This is a genomic window from Cesiribacter andamanensis AMV16 (genome assembly GCF_000348925.1).
Classification (GTDB): Bacteria; Bacteroidota; Bacteroidia; order Cytophagales; family Cyclobacteriaceae; genus Cesiribacter; species Cesiribacter andamanensis.
The window spans coordinates 1-21,596 of sequence record NZ_AODQ01000079.1 but is presented as its reverse complement, the minus strand read 5'-3'; the positions used below and the strand labels follow the sequence as shown (position 1 = coordinate 21,596).

Below are 21,596 nucleotides of genomic sequence, written 5' to 3'. Positions count from 1 at the left end.
GACCGCTTTGTAGAAGCTGACATTGATTTTGGGCTGTTCCATGAATCACTGCTGGGCATCGTAGCCTACCTCAACGGCCTGCACGAGGCCTACGTGGCCAAGGCGCTGGGCCTGGAGGCCTACCGGCAGCTGGTTGCCAGCCTGCCCCCGCACCTGCAGCAGGGCTTTGTGGCAGACCGGCTGCAGGAGAAGGTGGAGCCGCTCCTGGCTAGCCCTTCCGAAGGGGAATGGATACGGCAGCCTAAGGTCAGGATGGGGGTACTTCCCCGTCCAGGTCAGGCTTAGTGCGTACAAATGATAAACTGCAGCCGATGGTCGGGTGCTTTTAGGGCCGGAAGCGCAAAGCTGTCAATGCCCATGCCAAAGCGGCTGCCAATGGCGCTGAACAGCTCCGGATAATCGGCCACCGCTACGGATGCCCCATTGCAGGGCAGCCAGTTTTGGGGTACCTCATCAAAAGCAACCAGCCGGATCTCCCCTACCATGCCGCTGATAAAGGGCGCCCGGCGTTCGGGCTCGTTTTGTAGCAAGGGGTTTATATCAGCATCCTTTGGGCCGATGATGGCCAGCAGATCGCCTTTTTCCATGGGCTGGCCCAGGGGGGCCTGGTACAGCAGGTATCCGCTGGAAACGGTCTCCAGCTCAAAGCAGGCTATATCCGACTCTACCTCCGCCAGCACATCGCCGGGCTTTACCCATGCGCCAGCCGCTTTGTACCACTGCACCACCTGCAGGTGTTTGCCAAAGGCTTCGGGCATGCGGATGGGCTCCAGTACCCCCTCCGATTGTTTTTTAGGGGATTGGCCAGGAGAAAACAGACTACCAAGCATAGAAAGGATCAGGTGTTTTTCTCAAGATAACAAGACATACGTACATTCCCTAGCGCCGGCACTGCTTCCTGTTGGCTCCCGGTGCGGTCATTCGCCAGGGTGCCCTTGGTTCTTTTAGCTGGCCCGCTCACTCTTTTTTTGCCAACTTCTTGGGCATGTATCAGTTAAGCATGTACCGGACAAGGCAGCCACCACAGGGGCGGAGGCCTTGTTCGGCTGGAACAAAGCATTCTTTTTTAATCTGTAAAACACTATGGCAGTATCCTTAAAACCCCTCAGTGATCAAGTGATTGTAATAACCGGCGCCTCCAGCGGCATTGGCCTGGCCACCGCAAAAGCCGCTGCAAAAAAGGGTGCCCGGCTGGTGCTGGCTGCCCGTAACAGGGAAGCCCTGCAGGAGCTGGAGCAGCAGATCAAAGCTGAAGGCGGCGAAGCCCTGCATGTGGTAGCCGATGTAGGCAAGCGGGAAGAGGTGCAAAAAATTGCCGATGCCGCCATACAGGAGTTTGGCGGCTTCGATACCTGGATCAACAATGCAGGCGTCTCTATCTACGGGCGCCTGGAAGAGGTGAGCGAGGAGGACAACCGCCGCCTGTTTGACACCAACTTCTGGGGGCTGGTAAACGGCTCGCTCATTGCGGCCAAACACCTCAAAAACAAGGGCGGGGCTATCATTAACCTGGGCAGTGTGCTGTCGGATGTGGCCATCCCTATCCAGGGCATGTACTCGGCCACCAAGCATGCCGTAAAAGGCTTTACCGATGCCCTGCGCATTGAGCTCGACGATGAGGTAGCCGGCATTTCCGTAACCCTTATCAAGCCCTCGGCTATCAATACCCCTTATACCGAGCATGCCAAGAACTATTCTAAAAAGGCCACTACGCTGCCCCCACCTGTCTATGAGCCCGAAGAGGTGGCAGCGGCCATTCTGCATGCCGCCAGCCACCCCGTACGGGACCTGTTTGTGGGCAGCGGAGGTAAGATCATGAGTGCCACCAATAAATATGTACCCGGCCTGATGGACTGGGTGGGTGAGAAAATGATGACGAAGATGCAGTATAAAGATAAGCCCGCCCGCCCTAAGGACGATGGCCTGCACGAGCATGGCGAAGGGGGCCGCGTGCATGGCGATTACGATGGCCATGTGATGAAAACCAGCCTCTACACCCGCGCCGCCATGCGCCCTGCCATTACGGGCGCCGTAGCCGCTGCCGTGGGCGCCGCTGCCTTTGTGTGGATGAAAAAACGGTAAGAAGCCTCCAATAAACATGAACCATCCTGAAATTTTAGAAATGGGTAAAACGGTCTCAGATTGCTGTTTTTTTTTAGCCCGAAAGCACAAAGAAACGCTGTCTTCTCGACGGCAGGAGAGATCTTGGTAAGTTAACTTCCAACGAGCTGTCTTATCCAAGATTTCTCCCCGAGTGGCGTCCGCGCTGGTCGAAATGACTGACTACCTCAATAATAAACATGAATCATCCCTAATTTTGAAAGGATGAAATTAGAAGCAAAATGGGGATTGGATTACTTTCCAATCCCCTTTTTGCTTCTAAAGGCCCAGTCTTTGCGATCGAAGAGAAACGGTCCGCCGTGCGGCAATCTGGTTTCTATGCGCATTGTTGCCAGATTGCTTCTTCCGCTACGCTTCATCGCAATGACCGACACCTGTTGAAAAAAAACAGCCCCTGGAGATGTCCAGGGGCTGTTTTTATCATAAAACCCCCAATTAAAAAATTCGGGATGATTCATGTTTAGGGTGAATACTCCTTACCGGGTGCCCTGCTGGGCATCGCGGGTGGCTTTGAACTCAGACCCTTCTTTCCAGCCGGGCCATTCGGCACCATAGGCCAGGCGACGGCCCATGCTAAAGAACAGGCGCAGGTCGCTCAGGATGCCCTCCATGTTCCAGTCGCCGGTTACCTGGTCGGCCGCTTTGTGATAGATTTCGCTTACAAAACGCTGCTGGTCCTGGCTGCTCGCCTCTTTGCCCCGCTCCAGATGGTCGATGCCCGCGCCGGTAAAGAGGGCAGGCACGCCGGCCTTGGCAAAGTTGAAATGGTCAGAGCGGTAGTAAAGGCCTGCCTCAGGGGTGTTTTCGGCCACAATGTAGCGATCGGCTTTTTGGGCTTCGGCCTGCAGGTAATCGTCCAGCTCGGACTGGCCCATGCCTATTACCACAATATCCCGGGTAGGGCCAAAGGGGTTCAGCATGTCCACATTCAGGTTGGCTACAGTCTTCTCCAGGGGGTAAATGGGGTTCTGGGCATAGTAGGCGGAACCCAAAAGGCCCTGCTCTTCGGCCGTTACCGCCAGAAAGACAAGCGAGCGGCGGGGCTGCTCGGGCAGGCTTTTAAAGGCTTTGGCAATCTCAATGAGCCCGGCTACCCCACTGGCGTTGTCTACCGCTCCGTTAAAGATACTATCGCCCTTCGCATCAGGCTTGCCAATGCCCAGGTGGTCCCAGTGGGCGGTGTAGATGATGGTTTCCTCGGGTGCCTCGCTGCCCGGTATGCGGGCAATGAAGTTGTAGGATTTGGCATACTGGCTTTCGGTGGTCATGCGGGTGCTCAGGCGCATGTTGAGCGGCTCGGGTTTGAAATCAGGCTTAAGGGCTTTTTCCAGCGCGGCCTCCATACTACTGCCGGCGGCCTGCAGCAGGCGGCTGGCGGCTTCCTGGCTCAGCCAGCCCTCCATGGGGCATTTGTAGCTGGGGTTGGCGCGGGTATCCAGGTACTGCTTGCCGGTATTCCAGTTGTTCTGCACAATGGCAAAGGGGTAGCCGGCAGGCTCGGTGGCGTGGATGATCAGGCAGCCCTTGGCTCCCTGGCGGGCCGCTTCCTCAAATTTATAGGTCCAGCGGCCGTAGTAGGTCATGGCGCTGCCTTTGAAAAGGGAGGAATCTTTGGTGTAGAAGCCTGGATCGTTCACCAGCACCACCACTACCTTGTCTTTTACATCCAGGCCGTCATAATCATTCCAGCCGTACTCAGGCGCTACGATGCCAAAGCCTGCAAAGACCAGCTCGGCATTCTGCAGCTGTATGCTGGGTTCGGTGGTACCGGCCCAGATCACATAGTCCTCCCGCCCCTTGAGGCGCTGTACCCCCTTGGGGGTCTGTACATCCATGCTTGGGTCGGCAGTGGTACGGATCTCTACCAGGGAGACTTCCTGCTGGTAGCTATCGCCATTGCCGGGAGCTACGCCCAGGGCTTTGAACTCCTGTTCCAGATAGGCCAGCGTTTTGGTTTCGCCGGCGGTAAAGGGTTTGCGGCCTTCCAGCTCATCGGAGGCCAGGGCGGTAACATAGGTGCGGTAGCTCGCTTCAGAAAAAGAAGCCAGGCCGGCCGCTTCATCGGTCTGCACAGAAGAAGTAGTATCGGCCGACTGGCAGCTAAACAGCAGCCCCAGGGCTAGGGGCAACAGCCCGTACACAGGGTGTTTTTTCATGAAAAAAGGGTTACGACCGGCAAATTTTCCTGCTATTACTGCCTATCAGGCAATTGCAGCAAGCCAGGAGCCGGCCAGGTTTCAGCCCCAATATAAGCCCCCTTGGGGTGCATCTCCAAAAAAATGGGTAACCGCTCCTTAAAACAGCTTGTAGCCTACACTGATGGTAAACTGGCTGGGGCGCACGCCCAGCTCATCGTTTATCTTGCGCAGGCCCCGCTCCCAGCGGGCATCCAGGGTGAGCATCAGCAGGTCAACCCCCACGCCTGCCTGCGCACTGGGCACCCCTTCCCGAATGGCATAGCGCTCCGGATCCCAGGGGCGCAGGTCGTTTTGCGATTCCTTTGTATAGAGGTTGAAGACCGGTCCGGCAAAAGCGCGCAGGTTAAAGCCTGTTCCTTTAATAAAGTGGTAGCCCAGCAGCAGGGGGGCGTCCAGGGTCTGCAGCCGGATGCTTCCACTGCTGCGATCGGCGTCCTGCCGCGTAAAATTGCTGCCTTTCACCAGGTAATAGACTTCTGGCTGCAGGTACAACCGGCCGGGATTGAGCCGGGCAAAAAGCCCCGCCGATACGGTATTGAAGCTGGAGTAGGTGATCCGATCGGCTTCCTGCAGATCCTGGAAACGGTTTACGCTAAAGCCGGCCTTGGGCCCGAAATTGATAAAATCCTGTGCGTGTGCCCCTGCAGCCAGCAGGCTCAGAAGGGCTATAAAAAGGGGAGTTAGCTGTTTCATTTTCTAAAAAAATACTGGTGTTCAAAAAGCCTCTAACGAAAACAGGGGCCAAAAGGGTATGCGCGGCTCTGCTCTGCCAGGGGAACCCACTGCAAAAATATCCTTTCCCCCTGCCGGGATATTTACTGCAATCTTATGGCAAACATTACCTATATCAGTTCAAAACAGGGATTAGACCTATATTGCCTGCGAGAAACAAGTCCTCACCCTAATTAACCCGCTATGTTCAAGAATCCATTTTCCTTTAATGGGCGTATACGCCGCACGGAGTATGGCATTAGCTTTCTGATCTACCTGCCCTTTGCGGTAGTTGCCAACCTGCTGGTAGAAAGCAGCTCCACCATCTTTATTGCCCTGCTGATGTATGTGCCCATGCTGTGGTTCCTGTGGGCACAAGGCGCCAAGCGCTGCCACGACCGCGGCAATTCCGGCTTCTTTCAGCTGATTCCCTTCTACGGACTCTGGATGCTGTTTGCCGAAGGTGATCAGGGCCCGAATGAGTATGGCCCGGACCCCAAGCGTCCGGATTCGCACCTACAGGAGCGCGTGGCGGCTTAAGGCTGTCCCTGCCCCCCTACCCCTTAGGGCGTCTGCCTGCTTCCTGAAGCGGGCAGACGCTCTTTTTTTTGCAGGCCGAGTGGGTGAATAAAAAGCCGGCAGGCAATGCCTCCCTGAGAAAATGTGTATCTTGGCAACATCCGCCCGATTTTTTGCTTATACCAAACAAATTGCCCGCTACCGGATTATGACCTGCAAAACCCTTTTTGTTGCCCTGCTGCCGGCCCTCCTGATGGCTGCCTGCTCAAGCGCTCCCCAGGAGACCGCAGCCCCTGAAACCACTGCTATGAACACAGCACCATCCGCCCAGGCGTACCGCCTGCTGGTAGGCACCTATACCTCGGGAAAAAGCGAAGGCATCTATGTTTTTGCGCTGGATGCCCAAAACGGCACCCTCAGTCCGCTGGATACGGCCCGGGGCGTTAGCAACCCTTCCTTTCTCAAGGCCAGCCCCGATGGCCGCCACCTCTATGCCGTCAATGAACACTCGGGCGACCAAGAAGGGATGGTAAGCGCCTTTCGCTGGGAGAACGGCAGCGGCCGGCTGGACTTTCTGAACCAGCAGCCCTCCGGCGGCGGCGATCCCTGCTATCTAAACGTTTCACCCGACGGCAGGCACCTGCTGGTAGCCAACTACACCGGGGGCAGCATAGGGGTACTGCCCATTGAAGGGGAGGGCCGGCTGGGCGCCCCGGTGCAGGTGGTGCAGCACCAGGGCAGCAGCCAGAACAAGGAACGGCAGGAAAAGCCTCATGTGCACTCGGTGGTGCTAAGCCCCAACGGGCAGCATCTGCTGGCCGGCGACCTGGGCACCGACAAGATCAACCTCTATACCTTTAGTGGCAGGGCCGAACAACCCCTGACCCCTGCCGATCCCCCCTTTGTAGCTGTAGAAGCCGGCACCGGCCCCCGCCACCTGATCTTCGGGCCCTCGGGCCAGTATGTGTACCTGGTGCAGGAGCTCAGCGGCAGCATGGCCGTGTATCGCTGGAACGAGGGCACCCCCGAGCTGATGCAGACCATTTCCATGACGGCACCTGATTTTACAGGGAAAGTAAGCGGAGCCGAAGTGCGGATCTCGCCCGATGGCCGTTTTCTGTATGCCTCAAACCGGGGCGATGCCAATGAGATTGTGATCTACGCCATAAACGCAGCCGATGGCAGCCTGAGCCTGGTTGGCCGCCAGCCCTCCGGCGGCAAAACTCCCCGTAACTTTGTGATTGACCCCAGCGGGCGCTGGCTGCTGGTAGCCCACCAGGACAGCGATAGCATTGTGGTGTTTGCGCGCGATGCCGAGAGCGGCAAGCTACGAGCTACCGATACTAAAATTGAGGTAAGCAAGCCGGTGTACCTGCTGCTGCTTCCGGCAGAAAACTCCTGATATGTATTTGCAGTTCTTTACCACTCCCGGCAGAGGGGTGCCGGTTATGGAAAACCGGGCCACTATTTGCGCCCATTGACTGGCTTTTAGCAGAAAGTGGACTAAGTTTGCACCGCCAACAGGGCCTGTAGCGGCTGAGGGAGGCCGGATGAGAACTGATTGCCGCCAGCCCCCTTTTTTACGCTCCTTCCGGCCTGCGTATGTTGTGCAGGCAGCCTTAACCGGCTGTTAGCCGTATATGGCAACTGAGACCTTACTTTTTTAACCCAGCTACTATGCCAGTGCCCCAGCGGCTGGCCCAAGATCATGACCAATTCTCCCTTTTCTTCATCAGCCAAAACGCTGGCTAACCTTCTTTTTTTGCTAAGCACTGCGCTGGTGATCGGCATGTATGTGCTGTTTCTGCTTAAAAGCCCCCTCTACTACCGACTTTCTACTGAAGATGGGGTAGTTGAAAATCTTACGGCCATTATGCTGCTTGCTACCTCCCTGCTGTGTGCCCTGCGGGCCTATAGTGCCCCCACCCGCCTGGTAACGTTTTTGTATGCCGGGGCAAGCCTGCTCTTCTTTTTTGGGGCGGGCGAAGAGATCTCCTGGGGACAGCGCATTTTGGGCTTTAGCACACCGGAAAGCATGCAGTCGGTGAATTTTCAGCAGGAAACCACCATTCATAACCTTACCCTCTGGGGATTTGACTGGAACCGGGTGATCTTTGGTACCGGCCTTTATGCGGCTGTGATCAGTTTTTACCTGCTTGGACCGCTGCTGTATAGCCGCCATGCCGGCTTTAGGCGCCTGGCCAACCGCCTGCAGGCCCCCATCCCTTACTGGCAGCAAAGTGTTGCCTACTTTGCGCTGTTTCTGCTCTACCACACCATTCCCCGCTACAACAGCGCCTGGGAGATTCAGGAATTTCTGCTGAGCGCTTATCTCTTCATCTCGTTTCTATACCCGCGCAATGCTGTAGCGCAACTACGGCCTGCCAGCCAGACTATACCGGCACCCGCAGAAGCCGCCCCCTCCCTTCGCCAGCAGAGCTGTTCATAATCTGGCGCATATCACTACTACCTCCCCCTGCCAGGGAAGATACCACAGCCCTTGCTGCTCGTAAAATACCTCAGGCCAGTACAGCCTCCTGTTCCTGTACTACTACGGTAGTCTCCCCTTCTTCGGGCCCTTCTACCAGGGGTGGGATAAGCTTGTAAACGACCGGTGTTACAATGCGCGAAAGCAGCGTAGAGCTAATGAGCCCGCCAATGAGTACGATGGCCAGAGGCGAGATGAGCGGGTTGCTGGAGAGGGCAATGGGCAGCAGCCCTCCTATGGCGGTCAGGCTGGTGAGCACAATGGGCAGAAAGCGCACCTCACCGGCTTCCCGAATGGCCTCTTCCAGGCTACGGCCCTGCTGGCGCAGCTGGTTGGTAAAGTCTACCAGCAGTATGGAGTTCTTTACCTCGATCCCTGCCAGGGCTATCAGCCCGATAATGGCCACAAACGAGAGCGAATTGCCCGTTAGCAGCAGCGCCAGCACTGCCCCCACGATGCCCAGCGGAATTACCGAAAGCACAATAAGGGTGCTTTTAAAGGTTTTGAACTCCAGCACCAGCACGGCAATGAACAGGAAAACCGTAACGATTATCACGGTACCAAAGCCGCCAAACGACTCCTGCCGGGATTCAATTTCACCCCCCATGCTATAGCTATAGCCTTCGGGCAGCTCTAGCTTATCCATTTTTTCGATTACGTCGTCCAGCACCCGGTCCAGCAGCAGGTCTTTGTGCACAAAGGCCGATACGCTCACCATGCGGGTTTTATCGTAATGGTTGATGGTAAGGGGGGAAGCATCCAGGCTTAGGTCGGCCAGCTGCTTGAGCGGAACGGCCCCTCCCTGAGCGGTGTTTACGTGCAGGTGATCGAAGGCTGCCAGCGTGGCCCGCTCCCCCTTGGGAGTGGTGACCACCACGGCCCGGTCTTCGCCATCGGCATCGGAAAACGTGCCCACAGCGATACCGGCTATGGCCAGGCGCACCGTACGGGCAATGTCTACCGAGCTTACCCCCAGCATGCGGGCTTTCTCCTTATTGATATCCACCTTGATGTCGGATTTCAGGTTAGCAACCGGGTTGGTCACATAAAGGGTACCTTCGGTATTTTTCAGCAGCCCCTCCACCCGGGCGGCCAGTATCCGCAGGCTATCCAGGTTGTTGCCGGCCAGCCGCACTTCAATGGGGGCTGTCATGGGCGGCCCCTGCTCAAAGTTTTTCACTTCAATTTTGGCATCGGGATAGCGGCTAAAGCGCTGGCGCAGGGCTTCGGTGATTTCCAGCTTGCGGGCCATGGAGGTATTTTCCTTCAGTTGCACAAAGATCTGGGCAAAATCCTGCCGTTCGTTTTCCGGAATTACATTGTAGTAAATGCGCGGATTGCCCTTGCCCACATTGGTGGCATAATAGGTAACGTCGGGTATGTTGCCCAGCTCTGCCTCTACCTCACGGGCTACCGCATTGGTGTAGGCTAGGTTGGCCTGCAGGGGGGCTTTTACATTTACCAGAAACTGGGGCTTCTCCGACATGGGAAAAAGGCTAAAGCCAATGACCGGAAAGAGCAGCAGCGAGCCGCCGAACAGAACCGCCGCTACCAGCAGGCTTAGCAGCGGGCGCTGCAGGGCCCTGTTGAGCAGGGGGGCGTAGCTGCGGTGAATCAGGGTCTGGATGGAGCGCATAAAGAGATTCCCCTCCGGATGCCCCCCTTTTTCTTTCAGCAGGCGGCTGGCCAGAAAAGGGATAATGGTGAGCGATACCAGCATAGAGGCCAGCACGGAGCTGATCACCGCCATGGGCAGGCTGCGGATAAAATCGCCGGCGCCCTCGGGCATGAACACCAGGGGCATAAAAGCAATGATAAGCGTAACGGTACAGCCCACCACCGCCAGGCCAATTTGCTTGGTGGCCATAAGGGTAGCCTGCACCCGGCTGTGCCCTTGGCGCAGCCAGCGCTCTATATTTTCTACCACCACAATGCTATCGTCTACCAGCAGGCCCAGGGCCACTACCAGACCCACAATGCTCAGCTGGTTGAGGTTATAGCCCATAACGTTCAGGAGCACCAGGCCAATGGCCAGCGAAAGGGGAATGGAGATCATGACAATAAAGGCCGCCCTGCCTCCCAGCGGTAGCAGGGTAATGGAAACCAGCAGAATGGCAATGAGAAAATCGGTACCCAGCTGGCCCAGGCGCCGGTTTACATTGGCCGCCTGATCAAAGTTCTGTACCAGCTCAATATTGGCCGGCAGGCTTTTGCCATAGGCTTCCAGCACAGGCAGGTAGGCCTGCTGCACCTGCGAGATGTTGTTGCCCGATTTTTGGGCGGCCGTTACAAATACCGCCCGGTGCCCGTTGAGGCGGGTAATGTGCTTTTCTTCTTCATGATCGTACTGCACCTCGGCCACTTCTTTCAGCAAGATATTCTTGCCACCAGCCGCATACACAATGGTATTGGCCACATCCTCGGCCGAATTGAAGTTTTCGCCTGTTTTGATGTTAAAGGCTTTGGTGCCGGCCTCCAGGCTACCGCCGGGAATGTTGGCCATTTCGCTCTGCAGCGATCCCAGCACCGCATTTAGTGGCAGGCCCAGGTGAGCCAGCTTTTCCAGCCGCAGGTCTACCCGCACGATTTCGTTGGGCAGGCCCCAGATCTCTACATTTTTAAGTGCCGGAATTTTCTCCAGCTCTTTCTGCAGGCCTTCGGCTGCTTTTTTCAGGGCCGCCCGGGAGGCATTTTCTGAGACCAGGCCCAGCTGCAGGATGTTTACATCCGAAGGGCTGATCTTCTTTACGTCAATGCTGTAAATATCACGGGGCAGCTCCTGGCGCATGCCGCTTACTTCGCGGATCAGCTCCTGGTGCTTGTTGTCCACATCGCTCTCGTACTTGTAGTGCACCTCAATCACGGCCACCCCATCGCTGATGGTGCTCTTGATCTTCTTAATATCCTCCAGCTCAGAAATCTTTTTTTCAATGGGGTCTACCACCAGCTCTTCCATATCCTGCGGGCTGGTGCCGGGATAGATAATAACAATGGGAAATTGCGGGGCCCGGATCTCCGGATCTTCGCTGCGGGACATGGTGAGCAGGGTTGTAACGCCCAGCGCCACAATCATCAGAAAGATCACCAGCGTAAACTGGTAATTCTTAACGGCGTAGGTTGCTATTTTCATGGCTTAGGGTTGTTGAGGGATGATGAGAGAACTATCGGTGAGGTAAGCGCTGCCCCGGGTAATGAGCGATTGGGCGCCTTCCAGGCCGCTGCTAACGTACACCCACTGGCCATCCAGCCCGGCCAGGGAAACGGCTACTTTTTGCGCCCGTTTATTGTCTTTGGTGATAAACACCCAGCCCTTGCTGGCATGGCCATCCAGCAGCGCTTCGTGGGGTATGCGCCAGAGGGTGCTGCTGTGGGAGGGGCGCAGCTGGGCGGTACCAAAAAGGCCGGACGCCAGCCGACGCGCGGGCGGATTCAGCACCTTTAGCTCCAGGCCAAACGCGCCGCTTTGGGGGTCTACCCCTTCGGCTTTGCGCACCACCAGGGCCTGTAGTGTGTGGCCGGGAAGGGCATCGGTCTGCAGGCTGGCGCTATCGCCCACCTCTACCCGAGCCCAATCTTTATCGCTTAGGGAAATGCGAAAAAGCCACTCCCCCCTGCCGGCCCCATTGGTGCGCAGCACGGCAGCCCCGGAGGCAACCAGCTGGCCGGGATTGACCAGCCGCTTCAGCACGAAACCATCGGCCACCGCCCGTATTTCGGAAAAGCCCAGGTTAAAGCGGGCTGCCCTTAGTTGCTGCTCGGCCAGGGCCAGGCCGGTTTGGGCATTCTGGTACTGCTCCAGTGTTGCCACGCTGTCGCGGTAGAGGTTTTGCGCCCGGGCAAAGTCGCGTTTGGCTTTTTCATACCCCAGCTCGGCCTGTTGAACCCCTGCCTGTATTTCGGTAAGGTCCAGGGTAGCCAGCAGCTGGCCGCGGCGTACCCGCTCGCCTTCCTTTACCAGCACCTGGCGTACAATGCCACCGGTTTTAAAGGAAAGTACTGTTTCATCGTCCGTGGTAAACTGGCCCGAGGCGGTGATGGGCTGCTGCACGTGCTGCTGTTGCAGGGCAAGCAGGGTTACGGGAATGGCCTCGCCGGCAGTGGGTAGCGGGGTGCTGCTTTCGGCACTGTTGCAGGCCTGTAGCAGCAGACCGGCCAACAGGAGCAAAAGGGTAGATAGGGATAGGGATTTCATGATAAAAAGGTAAAATGGCTTAGGGATGTTGGGTAGTGTGGGCGGTTTGCCGCTCGTACTGGGCCAGAGCGCTCAGCACCTGGTAGGTGGTAATGCTTTGCTGCAGCTGGGCGCTGGTAAGCTGGTTGCGGGCATCAATAAACTCAATGAGGGAATAGGTGCCTTCGGCATAGCCCCGCTCCAGCAGGCGAAAGTAACTGGTGGCGGCTATCAGCCGCTGGCGGGCGGCGGCCTGGTGCTGGTAGGCAGTGGCCAGCTCGTTGCGCGCTGTCCTGGCGGCCAGCTGCAGCTGCTGCCGGGTATGGTCCAGCTGCAACTGGCTGCTTTTCAGGTCCAGCCGGGCCTGGCGTACCTCATAGCGGTTGCGGAAGCCGGAGAAAAGGGGCATATCCAGGGAAAGTCCCATCAGGAAATAAGGGGCCTGTTTGGTATAGGCCATGTTCTCGGCTTGCAGGCCAAGGTCCAGAAAAGCACCCACGGTAGGCACCCCCTGCTGCTGGCTGAGGCGCAGCAGGCTGCTCTGCAGGCGCTCACCGGTACGCAGCTGCTGCAGCTCTTCCCGGCTACCTCCCTCCTCCCCTTCGGCCTGCAGCAGCAACTGGGGAATCTTTTCCAGCCTTTCATCTGGGCGTTCTACCGCCTCAATGGCACTGGTCTGGTCCCGATTCAGCAAAAAGTTAAAGTAGCGCTGGGCGGTGTGGGCCTTATTTTGGGCCTCCAGCAGCTGGGCCTTTACCCCTTCCAGCTCACTTTGGGCCCGCAGCACCGATGCGGGCAGTCCGCTGCCGTTGCGCAGCAGCGATTCATTAACAGCCAGGTTTTTCTGTACCAGCTCCAACGCACTTTCCCAGATTCTAACGGCCTCCAGAGCACTCAGGTAGCCCCAGTAGGCCTGCTTGATGTGGAGAATCAGCTCCCGCTCATAAATCTTTACTTCCCACTCCTGCAGCTGCAGCTGCTCCTGCCGGATGCTGCGGTTGTGCTGCAGGCTGGTGTTCAGCAGGGGCATGCTGGTGCGCATGCGTACATCGTAAAAGTGGCGGGGAAAAAAGCTTTGTTCCACATTTTCGATCTGGGGAAAATGCTGGCTCTCGGTAAGCTGGTTAAGGGTAGCATACACCGGGTTGAGCATATCGCCTACGGGGATGGCAATGGTACGCCCCCCCTGCCCGTGGGTATAGGTGCCGCTAAGCCCTACTGAGGGCATAAACAGGCTGCTGGCCGCCTTGAGGGAATACTGGGCCTTCTCCAGGCCAAGGTGTTTTTGCTGCAGCAGCAGGTTGCTGTGCAGCCCCTGCTGCACATAGGCGTCCAAAGGGGATTGCGCCTGCAATGCGCCGGCCATCAAGACTAGCAGAACGGCAAAAAATGGGGGTAAAGGGATGGGGGATTTCATGTTGATTAACGGTGTGGTTATTATGAACAGTGTTCAGTTTAAGGGCAAAAAAATCTGCTCCTGAGAGCAGCACCTGAAACAGGGGATCTAAATATGGGAAAGCAGATGAAGGAGCGCTTTAAAACCCCGCTCTTCAATGTCTTCCCGCTTCTCATCGCTCACCACCCGGCAGCGCCCCCGGATATCGAGCGTTACCATACCATGCAGGGTAGACCAGATAACATACGCCAGTTCTTCCGGATCGCAGCACGCAAAGCGGCCATGCTCTTTGCATTCGGCTACCACGCTTACCAGAAAATTAAAGGAATTTTGACCTTCGTTCCAGCATTCCTCATCATCCAAAACTTTCATGGGAGCCCGTATTACAAACATCAGATCGTAATAATCGGGATTTTCCTTGGCAAACTTCAGGTAAACCCTCCCCATGGCTTTCAAGCGCTCATAGGGATCTGCTACAGCCTGCAGCACCATCATCTGCTGGCCAAAACGGCTGAACCCTTCCTGCTGCAGGGCATGAAAGATGGAATCTTTATCTTTATAATAGAGATAAATAGTACCGGGGCTATATTCAATACGGTCGGCTATGTTCCGGATGCTGGTTTGCTCATAACCCTTCTCCAGGAAGATCTCCCGGGCGGCTGCCAGAATAAGCCCGCTTAATTCTTCCCGTTCCCGCTCTTTCCGTTCTTTGGTTCCCATAGCAGATTGTATACAGCACAAACATACTGAACACTGTTTAGTAAATCAACAAGATTTAGAAATAATTTTTTTTAAAGGGTCTGCCAAGGCATGGGTGCTTGGGAGAAGGAATGCGAAACAGGGGGTATCGTACGGGTGTGCATGGGGCTAAAAAGACCATTTTATCCGGCCAAATAAAAAATTCTGGTTCAGCCTGAGCTCCCGCAGCTCCCGGGCCTGAAGTAATTGGGCCATCAGCAGAAAGGCAAGGTTTTCTCTAATGGAAACAGTTACGGATGGGATAATGATGCGAAGATCCTGCTCAAAGCCCTGAATGCCCCCCAGCGAAACCGCCACCAGCGGGTGCAGCGGATAGCTGGCATTCAGAAAAAGGGCCGCCCGGGAGGGAAAAAGATTGTTGGCGGCAATCTGGCTGCTGCCAAACAGCCCTACCCCTGGCTGGCGCACCAGGGGACTGCCATTGTAGAGTCCCTCTGCCTGCACATAAAGAGAATTGGAAAAGGCATAATCAAGCCCCATGGAGGCCAGCAAATAGCCGGGCTCTTTCAGAAAGCGGCCCTCCGACCGGAAGTAGGTGGCTTCTCCTTTGAAGCCCAGCGTTTTGATATTGCCCGCCCATCCCCCACCCAGGGCCAGCTCCTGCCGGTAATGTGCGGCCAGCAGCTGGTAATCATAGCCCTTGTAATTGCCGCGGTACATACCCCCTACTATACTTCTGGACCAGTCCCGATGGGGCTGGTATGCCAGCTCATAGCCGGAGGCAAAGGAACTATAGTACTGAAAGCGGATGGCATCGGCCCCGGGGCGTTCTTCATAATCAAAATCCAGGTAGGCAAAGGCATTGAAGAGGTCGTTGGGGTTCCAAACATAGGTCTTGCCCCAGTTTACCCGCTGCCGGCCGGCCCGCAGGCTCCATTTTTCTTCTTCCCAGTCCAGGTAGAGACGGTCTATCTGGGCATGCAGCAGGGCCTGCGGCTGATCAAGGGGCACCCAGCTCAGGTCCATCACCCCCTGGTCTTCTCCCAGAACCCCTCCGTAGCCGGGGGTGTTGCGTACGGTGCTGCCGTTAAAGAGGCGTACCCGCAAATCGGCTTTGCCGGTGAGCCTGGGTCCAAAGGTCCAATGGGAGTTCAGGCGGCTGTGAATGATATTATCATACTGAACATTGGTGAGCTGGTTGGTAAAGCTGAGCATGGCCAGCTCCTTTACATACCCATCCAGCCGCACAAGGGGTGTTTTTTCTTCCGGAAAGGCGCCAAGCGTATCGGCTTCCTGGGCCCCTGCCAGACAGGGTACTGCCAGCAGCAGGAGGCACAAAAAGCCGGTGAACCGCTTATCGGGCTTCATACTGCAGGGATTTGGTATCGCTTACCACCTTGCCATCCTCCAGCGTTATTACCCGCCGGGCCCGCTCAATGACCCGGTGATCATGGGTGCTGAACAGAAAGGTCATGCCCTCTTCCCGGTTCAGCTGCGCCATCATATCCAGCAGCCTGGCCGTTGCGCTGGAGTCCAGGTTGGCGGTGGGCTCATCGGCCAGCACAAAAACCGGCCGGGAGGCCAGCGCCCGGGCTACGGCCACACGCTGCTGCTGTCCTCCGGAGAGCTCATTGGGCCGGTTGTGCATCCGATCGCCCAGGCCTACATGCTCCAGCAGCCGCCGGGCACGCTCCCGTATTTCTTTCTCAGGCCGGCCCTGCAGCTGCATGATAAAGCTCACATTTTCCAGGGCCGTCAGCACCGGTATGAGGTTATAGGCCTGAAACACAAAGCCGATCTTGTGCAACCGAAAATCAATGAGCCGGCTGTCTTTTAGCCGGGTAATGTCGGTGCCATCCAGTACTACCCTGCCGGAGCTGGGATGGTCCAGCCCGCCAATAAGGTTGAGCAGCGTGGTTTTGCCGCATCCCGAGGGGCCCACAATGGCCGTAAACTCCTCCTTTTCAATTTCCAGGCTAATGCCGTTGAGCGCGTGCACCGGCACCTTGGTTTCCTGATAGGTTTTGCTGATGTTGCTTAGCTGAATGATTGCCATAGTGCTACTGTCTTGCTTGCTGTTTTTTTTAGGGGTCGGGGGGCCGGGCAGAAAGGAGGCTCACCCCCTTTGCGAGAAGCCATGCGGTACAGGAGCGCAGGCCCTTCTGCTGGCCTTATAGCCTCCGCATCGCCTCTACCGGTTTTAACTTCAGGGCTTTCAGGGAAGGATAGAGCGATCCCAGCAGGGTAGTGAACAGAATAATAAGGGCAACCTGCCAGTAATAGGCCCCTTCCAGATGGGGTATCACCCTTGTTTCATAGCCAAAGGAGGCCATGCCCTCGGATACCACACTCAGATCGATGCCCCGCTGCCGAAAATATTGCAACGTCAGGTACGTAAGCAGCAGCCCAAGGGGCAGACCTACGGAGGAAAGCAGCAGGGTTTCGGCGGTGATCATGCCAAAAAGCCGGCGGCGGCTCATGCCAATGGCCATGAGCATGCCCAGCTCCCGGCTGCGCTCCAGGATGGCCATCAGCATTACATTGATGATGCCCAGCGTAAGCCCCAGGGCGATGATGCCGATGAAGATGAGCAAAAACTGTTGCATGGCCTCGTTCATATAGGCCAGCTGCGGAGAGATTTCGGCCCAGTGACGGGCCCTGTCCTGCTGCAGCTGCTCGTTGAGGCTGCTGGCCAGGCCTTGGGCCTGCTCATAGTCTTCTGTGAGGATAAAGAGTTCATGCACGGCCTGGGAATCTCCCAGCAGTGCCTGCAGATCGGCCTGGCGCACGTACACATGGCCTTCGTCATAAACCGAATTGTTACTGCGGTAGATCCCCGATACGCGGAAGACTCCGGCCGTGATCTCCCCTTCCAGGTTCTGAAAGCTAAGCACCAGTTTGGAGCGCAGGCTCAGCTTTAAACGAGTGGCCAGCTTTTCGCCCACCACCACCGGGTTGCGTACAAAGCTCTGCAAAAAATCGCCCTCCTGCAGCAGGCGGTGAAAGTTGGTGACGCCCTGCTCCTGTAGGGTATCGATGCCCAGAATCTTTACTCCATAGCTGCCTGCAGAGGTTTGGGCCATGCCGGCGGCCAGGGTGCGGGCCGTCCAGCCCCGTACCTGCGGATGCCGGGCCAGCAGGGCCCTGGCTTGCTGCGTTTCGCTCAGTACAGAAGTAACTGTAGCTTCCCGGGTATAGTCGGGATGCTGAATCACCACATGGCCGGTATAGTTTTGCAGCAGATCGCGGATGCGCTGTTCGTTCATGCCACTGGAGAAGGAAATGATAAAGAGCGACGCCCACACCCCCAGCACCACCGATACAATGATCACCAGGCTGCGCCCGGGATTTCTCCAGATGTTTTTCCAGGCTATTTTAATTATGGTAAACATGGCTACTCTCGCATGGATTGAACAGGATTGAGACGAAAGATGTGCAGCATGGGATAGAAGGCCAGCAGCAGGGTGAGCGCCAATATAATGCAGGCCTGCCAGAGAAACAGGCTGGGGTCGGTAGAAAAGGGAACAACTGCTTCCCAGCCCATTTCTTCAATGGCCTGAGCGGCAGCCCCGCTCAGCTCCAGAGGGTTATGGTGAAAATAGAGCACAATGGGAATGGCCAGCAGGGCGCCAATTACCACCCCGATCAGCGCTATCAGCAGCAGCTCCAGCAGTACTGTCAGGGCCAGCGTGGCGCGTGGCATGCCAATGGAGAGCAGCACGCCAAATTCATACCTGCGCTCGGCGGTCATCATCAGCACCGTGCCCAGAATACCAAAGCCCACCACCATGTAGAGCACCGCCAGCATGATGATGTTGCCGGCCGCATCGGCCTCAATGGCCTGCACAAGCTCGGGCATCATGGCTGACCAGCTCATCACCTGCAGCCCGGCCGGCAGCACCTCCCGCACCTCACTTTCGGTGGAGGGCAGGCGGTTGATCTTATCCACTGAGATGGCATAGGCCGTAAGCCGCTCGGGGGCCGCCAAAAAGGCCTGCATACTGCCCAGCGGCAGAAAGAGCATGTTGTTGTTGATTTCCGGCAGCCCATAGGAAACCAGCCCCTTGATCAGGTATTTGCCCGCCGCCGAGCTGCCCTGGTAACCACCGCCCAGCAGCACCAGCGAATCGCCGGGCTGCAGCCCCAGGTACTCGGCCAGGCCCCGGCCCAGCAACACGGCCTGCTCGTTGGCTCCACTGAAGTAGCTGCCGGCCACCAGTTTGTTCTGGGGCTGCATCAGCCCCTTTTCCTGCTCCGGATCAATGCCCAGCACCAGGGCGGCACGGCTCTTTTCCCGGCCGGCCGCCAGCGCATAGGTCTGCAGGCGGGGGGCTACCACCGCTACATTGCGCAGGCCTGCCAGCTGCTGCTGCAGCGCCTCGGAGGCGGGCAGGCTGTTATCAACGGTCTGCTCCTGCCAGTAGTCCTGCTGCTGTACCTGCATGGCGCCAATAAAAAAGCCGCTTACGTTGTGGATCATGCGCTCGTAGGACCCATACTGCATGGACTGCATGAGAATGGCCAGCAGCACGGCTCCTACCACCGAGCTGATGGTGATGAGCGTACGGCGGCGGTTTCGCCACAGGTTTCGCCAGGCAATTTTGGGGTACAACATGGCTATTGCACACGTTTAAGGTTTTGCAGACTAAAGAAGCTGTCGGGGATCTCCTGGTTGAACTGAATCTCCCGGTAGATGAGCACCGTTTTATGGCCCGGCTTGCCATCGGGGATCATCTCCAGGCGGCTGGGAATTTCCCGCCCGCCCAGGGTTTTGATCTGTGAGGCCAGCAGGGTGTTGATCAGAAAATCATCTTCATCATAATACTCGGCCTTTAGCTGCAGGTAGTCCCCTTTGGTGATCCAGGCGCGGATCTTGCCCCAGACCACCGGGGCATCGGGCCGGGGCCGCAGCTCAATGATCCAGGCCTCCCGCCCCTCGATCTTCTCTTCACCCACCAGCGTATGGGTATAGTCGGTAACGATGGAGGATTGCTTCACCAGATCATCATTGGTAAAATCGGAGCCCATCCAGGACTGCATCATCATGGAAGGGGGTAGTTTGATGACCCGGTCTACGGTAGGCACCCAGTTCCAGATCTCGTTCTGCCGCATCAGAAAGGCTTTTCCTTTTTCGGCAGCCGGGGCGGTGATGAGGGTAAGAGAGTAATCGGTTCCCCTGGTCCAGCTTTTCATGCTAATGCTGCGCTTCCAGCTGGGGCGCACAATTTCCATGGTAAAGGTACCTATGGAGCTCTCGCCTTTCATTTTCTCATCGGCCAGGCGCACAATTTCAGTAGCGGTCTGGGCCGTAAGCGGCCCGGTTGCCAGCAGCAGCAGGGCCAGCAGGGTAGTGAAGGTTTTCATGAGGGTAAATTCTTTTGGTAGCTGTCTACCAGGTAGTCGATCATGGCATCCAGCGGGTAAGCTTCTTTCATCAGAATATAGTTGCGGGTAATGCCATCGGTGGTGGCACTGAACTTAAGCGTTTCCAGCTCCGGGTTTTGATAACCCAGGGCAGCCATTAGGGCATGCATGCTGCTGTACCAGTCCTGCATTTGGTCCGCAAAGGTCTCCAGCAATTCCTGTTTATCGTAGAGCTGGGGGCCAAGCATGCTGTAGAATTTTAAGAACAGAAACTCCTGTTTCAGCGCATCCCGCAGATAGTACAGCAGCTCTTTGATAGTTGCTTCCGGTTTATCCTGCTGATGCAGAATGGTGAAGACCCCTGCCATTTTCTCCATGGCCAGGTGTATGATCTGTTCTAGCAGTGCTTCCTTGCTGGGAAAATAATTGTAAATAAGCCCCTTGGCTACCCCGGCCTCACTGGCAATTTTGCTGATGCTGGTAGCAGCATAGCCCCCTTCGGCAAAAAGGCGCAGGGCCGTTTCCAGAATTTGTTCCCGGCGCTCTTTTCGGATTTCTTTATTCTGATGGGGGGTTCTGGGCGACATCTGTTTTTACTTTTCGGCTGACATACATACGTTTTGAACCCAAAACAAATTTTTGGTTGACCGGTCAGTCAGTTTCAGAACAAAGGTGGTAAAGAAGCGGATTAGAGTCAACAGATGGAGCTAGTTTATTTACATCATTTGTTGGCTATGGGTGCAGGCATACCTACCCGGCCAAGGGAGGCTAATCAAAATTTAATTTTGCTGATTATCAGGCATTAAGCTCATCTTTTCTATATTTAAAGGAATAGGAAGATAGTAAGGCATAACTTACTTTAGGTAGGAATTAAGGCTTTCCAAATCCCTGTAGGAAGCATGCAGCCTGGTCATCTAAAAAAATGTTGAAGACGCTTTCCGGCATTGGGGCTATGCTGGCTACCAACTCCTTTGAGCAGGGCCTGGTGCGACTAAGCAACAAAGCCACACTGGTGGTATTTGGCATTGTAAACTTTATTCTGCTCCCCCTGGCCCTAATCAACAGGTTTACCATTCCCGTTCTGCTGCTGAGCTCTCTTTTATTACCCCTTATATTTTACCTGAATAAAAAAGGAAAACACAGCCATGCCCGGCATTTTTTATTAATACTCCTGTATGGCATTATGCTGCTGATCTCGCTAATCAGGGGCTTGGACAGTGGTATATTATTCCTCTCCATCCCCACTATACTGCTGGCCCATATCTTCTTTTACCGAACCCGAAGCAGCTATATACACCTGACGGTGCTGGTGCTGCTAATTTTGTTTGTTCTAGCCATGAGCAGCCTGCAGGAACCCCTGCAACCCTACCCGCCACACGTACTTACTGTAGTATATCCCATCTATTTGCTCATTGCCATTACGCTTACCAGCATCTTTGCCGATTTTTTTTACAGCCTTGCCCGCCAGTACCAAAAGGAATTATTAAAGCTGAACAGCACCCAGACCAAACTTCTTTCCATTATCAGCCACGATCTGAAAAGCCCCCTGAATTCGCTGCTGGGGGTATTGTCGCTGGTAAATAATAAACTCCTGAGCCAGCAAGAGTTTTACCAGCTAACGGGCAAACTGGAACGGCAGGCCACACTTCTGAATGCAACCCTTAACAACCTGCTGCTCTGGTCGCTCTCGCAAATGCAGGGCATTAAGCCCAGGCCGGAGTCCCTAAGCCTGCAGACTCTGATACCAGAGGTCATTGGCCTGTTAAAACCGCTTGCCTTACAAAAGGGAGTTTCCCTGAGCCATGAGCTTTCTCCCGGGCTTACCGCCTGGGCCGATTATCAGCACCTGCACCTGGTGCTGCGCAACCTCATCTCCAATGCCATAAAATTTACGCCTGCCGGCGGCAGCATTTCCATTGGCTGCTGGCA

General features: G+C 56.0%; 19 protein-coding genes and 1 pseudogene. 6 read left to right on the top strand and 14 right to left on the bottom strand.

What is annotated here, in order from left to right; genetic code table 11:
* A pseudogene (locus ADICEAN_RS14010) lies at nucleotides 1-285 on the top strand (hypothetical protein); the annotation flags it as partial.
* On the opposite strand, the gene ADICEAN_RS21370 reads toward ADICEAN_RS14010, so the two are convergent.
* Complete coding sequence (locus tag ADICEAN_RS21370) at nucleotides 282-830, bottom strand: tail fiber protein (RefSeq protein WP_009196274.1); 549 nt, start codon at nucleotides 828-830, stop codon at nucleotides 282-284. The pseudogene ADICEAN_RS14010 and the gene ADICEAN_RS21370 sit on opposite strands and share 4 nt — an antisense overlap.
* A gap of 253 nt (nucleotides 831-1,083) precedes the next feature.
* Here ADICEAN_RS21370 and ADICEAN_RS14000 point away from each other — a divergent pair, with 253 nt between their 5' ends.
* A complete protein-coding gene (locus tag ADICEAN_RS14000; protein WP_009196273.1) occupies nucleotides 1,084-2,082 on the top strand; it encodes an SDR family oxidoreductase in 999 nt (332 codons plus the stop codon).
* A 272-nt stretch (nucleotides 2,083-2,354) separates the two neighbouring features.
* On the opposite strand, the gene ADICEAN_RS22350 is transcribed toward ADICEAN_RS14000, so the two are convergent.
* The 3 genes from ADICEAN_RS22350 to ADICEAN_RS13990 form a co-directional block, all read right to left on the bottom strand.
* Nucleotides 2,355-2,579 (bottom strand): hypothetical protein, encoded by a 225-nt coding sequence (locus ADICEAN_RS22350; RefSeq protein WP_152426438.1) that lies wholly within the window; start codon nucleotides 2,577-2,579, stop codon nucleotides 2,355-2,357.
* A gap of 18 nt (nucleotides 2,580-2,597) precedes the next feature.
* A complete protein-coding gene (locus tag ADICEAN_RS13995; RefSeq protein ID WP_009196272.1) occupies nucleotides 2,598-4,277 on the bottom strand; it encodes a M28 family metallopeptidase in 1,680 nt (559 codons plus the stop codon).
* Nucleotides 4,278-4,415: 138 nt separating this feature from the next.
* Nucleotides 4,416-5,012, bottom strand: a complete 597-nt coding sequence (locus ADICEAN_RS13990) for a porin family protein (RefSeq protein ID WP_009196271.1) — start codon at nucleotides 5,010-5,012, stop codon at nucleotides 4,416-4,418.
* Between the two features lie 222 nt (nucleotides 5,013-5,234).
* Between ADICEAN_RS13990 and ADICEAN_RS13985 the strand changes: the two genes are divergently transcribed.
* From ADICEAN_RS13985 to ADICEAN_RS21365, 3 genes are all read left to right on the top strand, one after another.
* The gene (locus tag ADICEAN_RS13985; RefSeq protein WP_009196270.1) at nucleotides 5,235-5,570 is read left to right on the top strand and encodes a DUF805 domain-containing protein; all 336 of its coding nucleotides are present in this window, start codon (nucleotides 5,235-5,237) and stop codon (nucleotides 5,568-5,570) included.
* Nucleotides 5,571-5,757: 187 nt separating this feature from the next.
* A complete protein-coding gene (locus ADICEAN_RS13980) occupies nucleotides 5,758-6,951 on the top strand; it encodes a lactonase family protein (RefSeq protein ID WP_009196269.1) in 1,194 nt (397 codons plus the stop codon).
* A 306-nt stretch (nucleotides 6,952-7,257) separates the two neighbouring features.
* Nucleotides 7,258-7,998, top strand: coding sequence for a hypothetical protein (locus ADICEAN_RS21365; protein ID WP_009196268.1), 741 nt, complete (start codon nucleotides 7,258-7,260; stop codon nucleotides 7,996-7,998).
* 70 nt (nucleotides 7,999-8,068) lie between these two features.
* Here the strand turns inward: ADICEAN_RS21365 and ADICEAN_RS13965 are convergent, their stop codons facing one another.
* The 10 genes from ADICEAN_RS13965 to ADICEAN_RS21360 form a co-directional block, all read right to left on the bottom strand.
* Nucleotides 8,069-11,167, bottom strand: a complete 3,099-nt coding sequence (locus ADICEAN_RS13965) for an efflux RND transporter permease subunit (protein ID WP_009196267.1) — start codon at nucleotides 11,165-11,167, stop codon at nucleotides 8,069-8,071.
* A gap of 3 nt (nucleotides 11,168-11,170) precedes the next feature.
* Nucleotides 11,171-12,229, bottom strand: a complete 1,059-nt coding sequence (locus ADICEAN_RS13960) for an efflux RND transporter periplasmic adaptor subunit (RefSeq protein WP_009196266.1) — start codon at nucleotides 12,227-12,229, stop codon at nucleotides 11,171-11,173.
* Between the two features lie 19 nt (nucleotides 12,230-12,248).
* Entirely contained in the window at nucleotides 12,249-13,544 is a 1,296-nt protein-coding gene (locus ADICEAN_RS13955; RefSeq protein WP_051068867.1) for a TolC family protein, read from the bottom strand.
* 168 nt (nucleotides 13,545-13,712) lie between these two features.
* The gene (locus ADICEAN_RS13950) at nucleotides 13,713-14,324 is read right to left on the bottom strand and encodes a TetR/AcrR family transcriptional regulator (protein WP_009196264.1); all 612 of its coding nucleotides are present in this window, start codon (nucleotides 14,322-14,324) and stop codon (nucleotides 13,713-13,715) included.
* A 147-nt stretch (nucleotides 14,325-14,471) separates the two neighbouring features.
* The gene (locus ADICEAN_RS13945; protein WP_009196263.1) at nucleotides 14,472-15,671 is read right to left on the bottom strand and encodes a hypothetical protein; all 1,200 of its coding nucleotides are present in this window, start codon (nucleotides 15,669-15,671) and stop codon (nucleotides 14,472-14,474) included.
* The gene (locus tag ADICEAN_RS13940; protein WP_009196262.1) at nucleotides 15,658-16,359 is read right to left on the bottom strand and encodes an ABC transporter ATP-binding protein; all 702 of its coding nucleotides are present in this window, start codon (nucleotides 16,357-16,359) and stop codon (nucleotides 15,658-15,660) included. Before ADICEAN_RS13940 ends, ADICEAN_RS13945 begins: the two co-directional genes overlap by 14 nt.
* A 115-nt stretch (nucleotides 16,360-16,474) precedes the next feature.
* Complete coding sequence (locus ADICEAN_RS13935; protein ID WP_009196261.1) at nucleotides 16,475-17,695, bottom strand: ABC transporter permease; 1,221 nt, start codon at nucleotides 17,693-17,695, stop codon at nucleotides 16,475-16,477.
* 2 nt (nucleotides 17,696-17,697) lie between these two features.
* Nucleotides 17,698-18,918, bottom strand: a complete 1,221-nt coding sequence (locus tag ADICEAN_RS13930) for an ABC transporter permease (RefSeq protein ID WP_009196260.1) — start codon at nucleotides 18,916-18,918, stop codon at nucleotides 17,698-17,700.
* Between the two features lie 2 nt (nucleotides 18,919-18,920).
* Nucleotides 18,921-19,667 carry an outer membrane lipoprotein-sorting protein gene (locus ADICEAN_RS13925; RefSeq protein WP_009196259.1) on the bottom strand — a complete coding sequence of 249 codons (747 nt, stop codon included), beginning with the start codon at nucleotides 19,665-19,667 and terminating at the stop codon, nucleotides 18,921-18,923.
* Nucleotides 19,664-20,254, bottom strand: coding sequence for a TetR/AcrR family transcriptional regulator (locus tag ADICEAN_RS21360; RefSeq protein ID WP_009196258.1), 591 nt, complete (start codon nucleotides 20,252-20,254; stop codon nucleotides 19,664-19,666). Before ADICEAN_RS21360 ends, ADICEAN_RS13925 begins: the two co-directional genes overlap by 4 nt.
* A gap of 335 nt (nucleotides 20,255-20,589) precedes the next feature.
* Here ADICEAN_RS21360 and ADICEAN_RS13915 point away from each other — a divergent pair.
* A partial coding sequence (locus ADICEAN_RS13915) for a sensor histidine kinase (protein WP_040397298.1) occupies nucleotides 20,590-21,596 on the top strand: 1,007 nt, incomplete at its 3' end.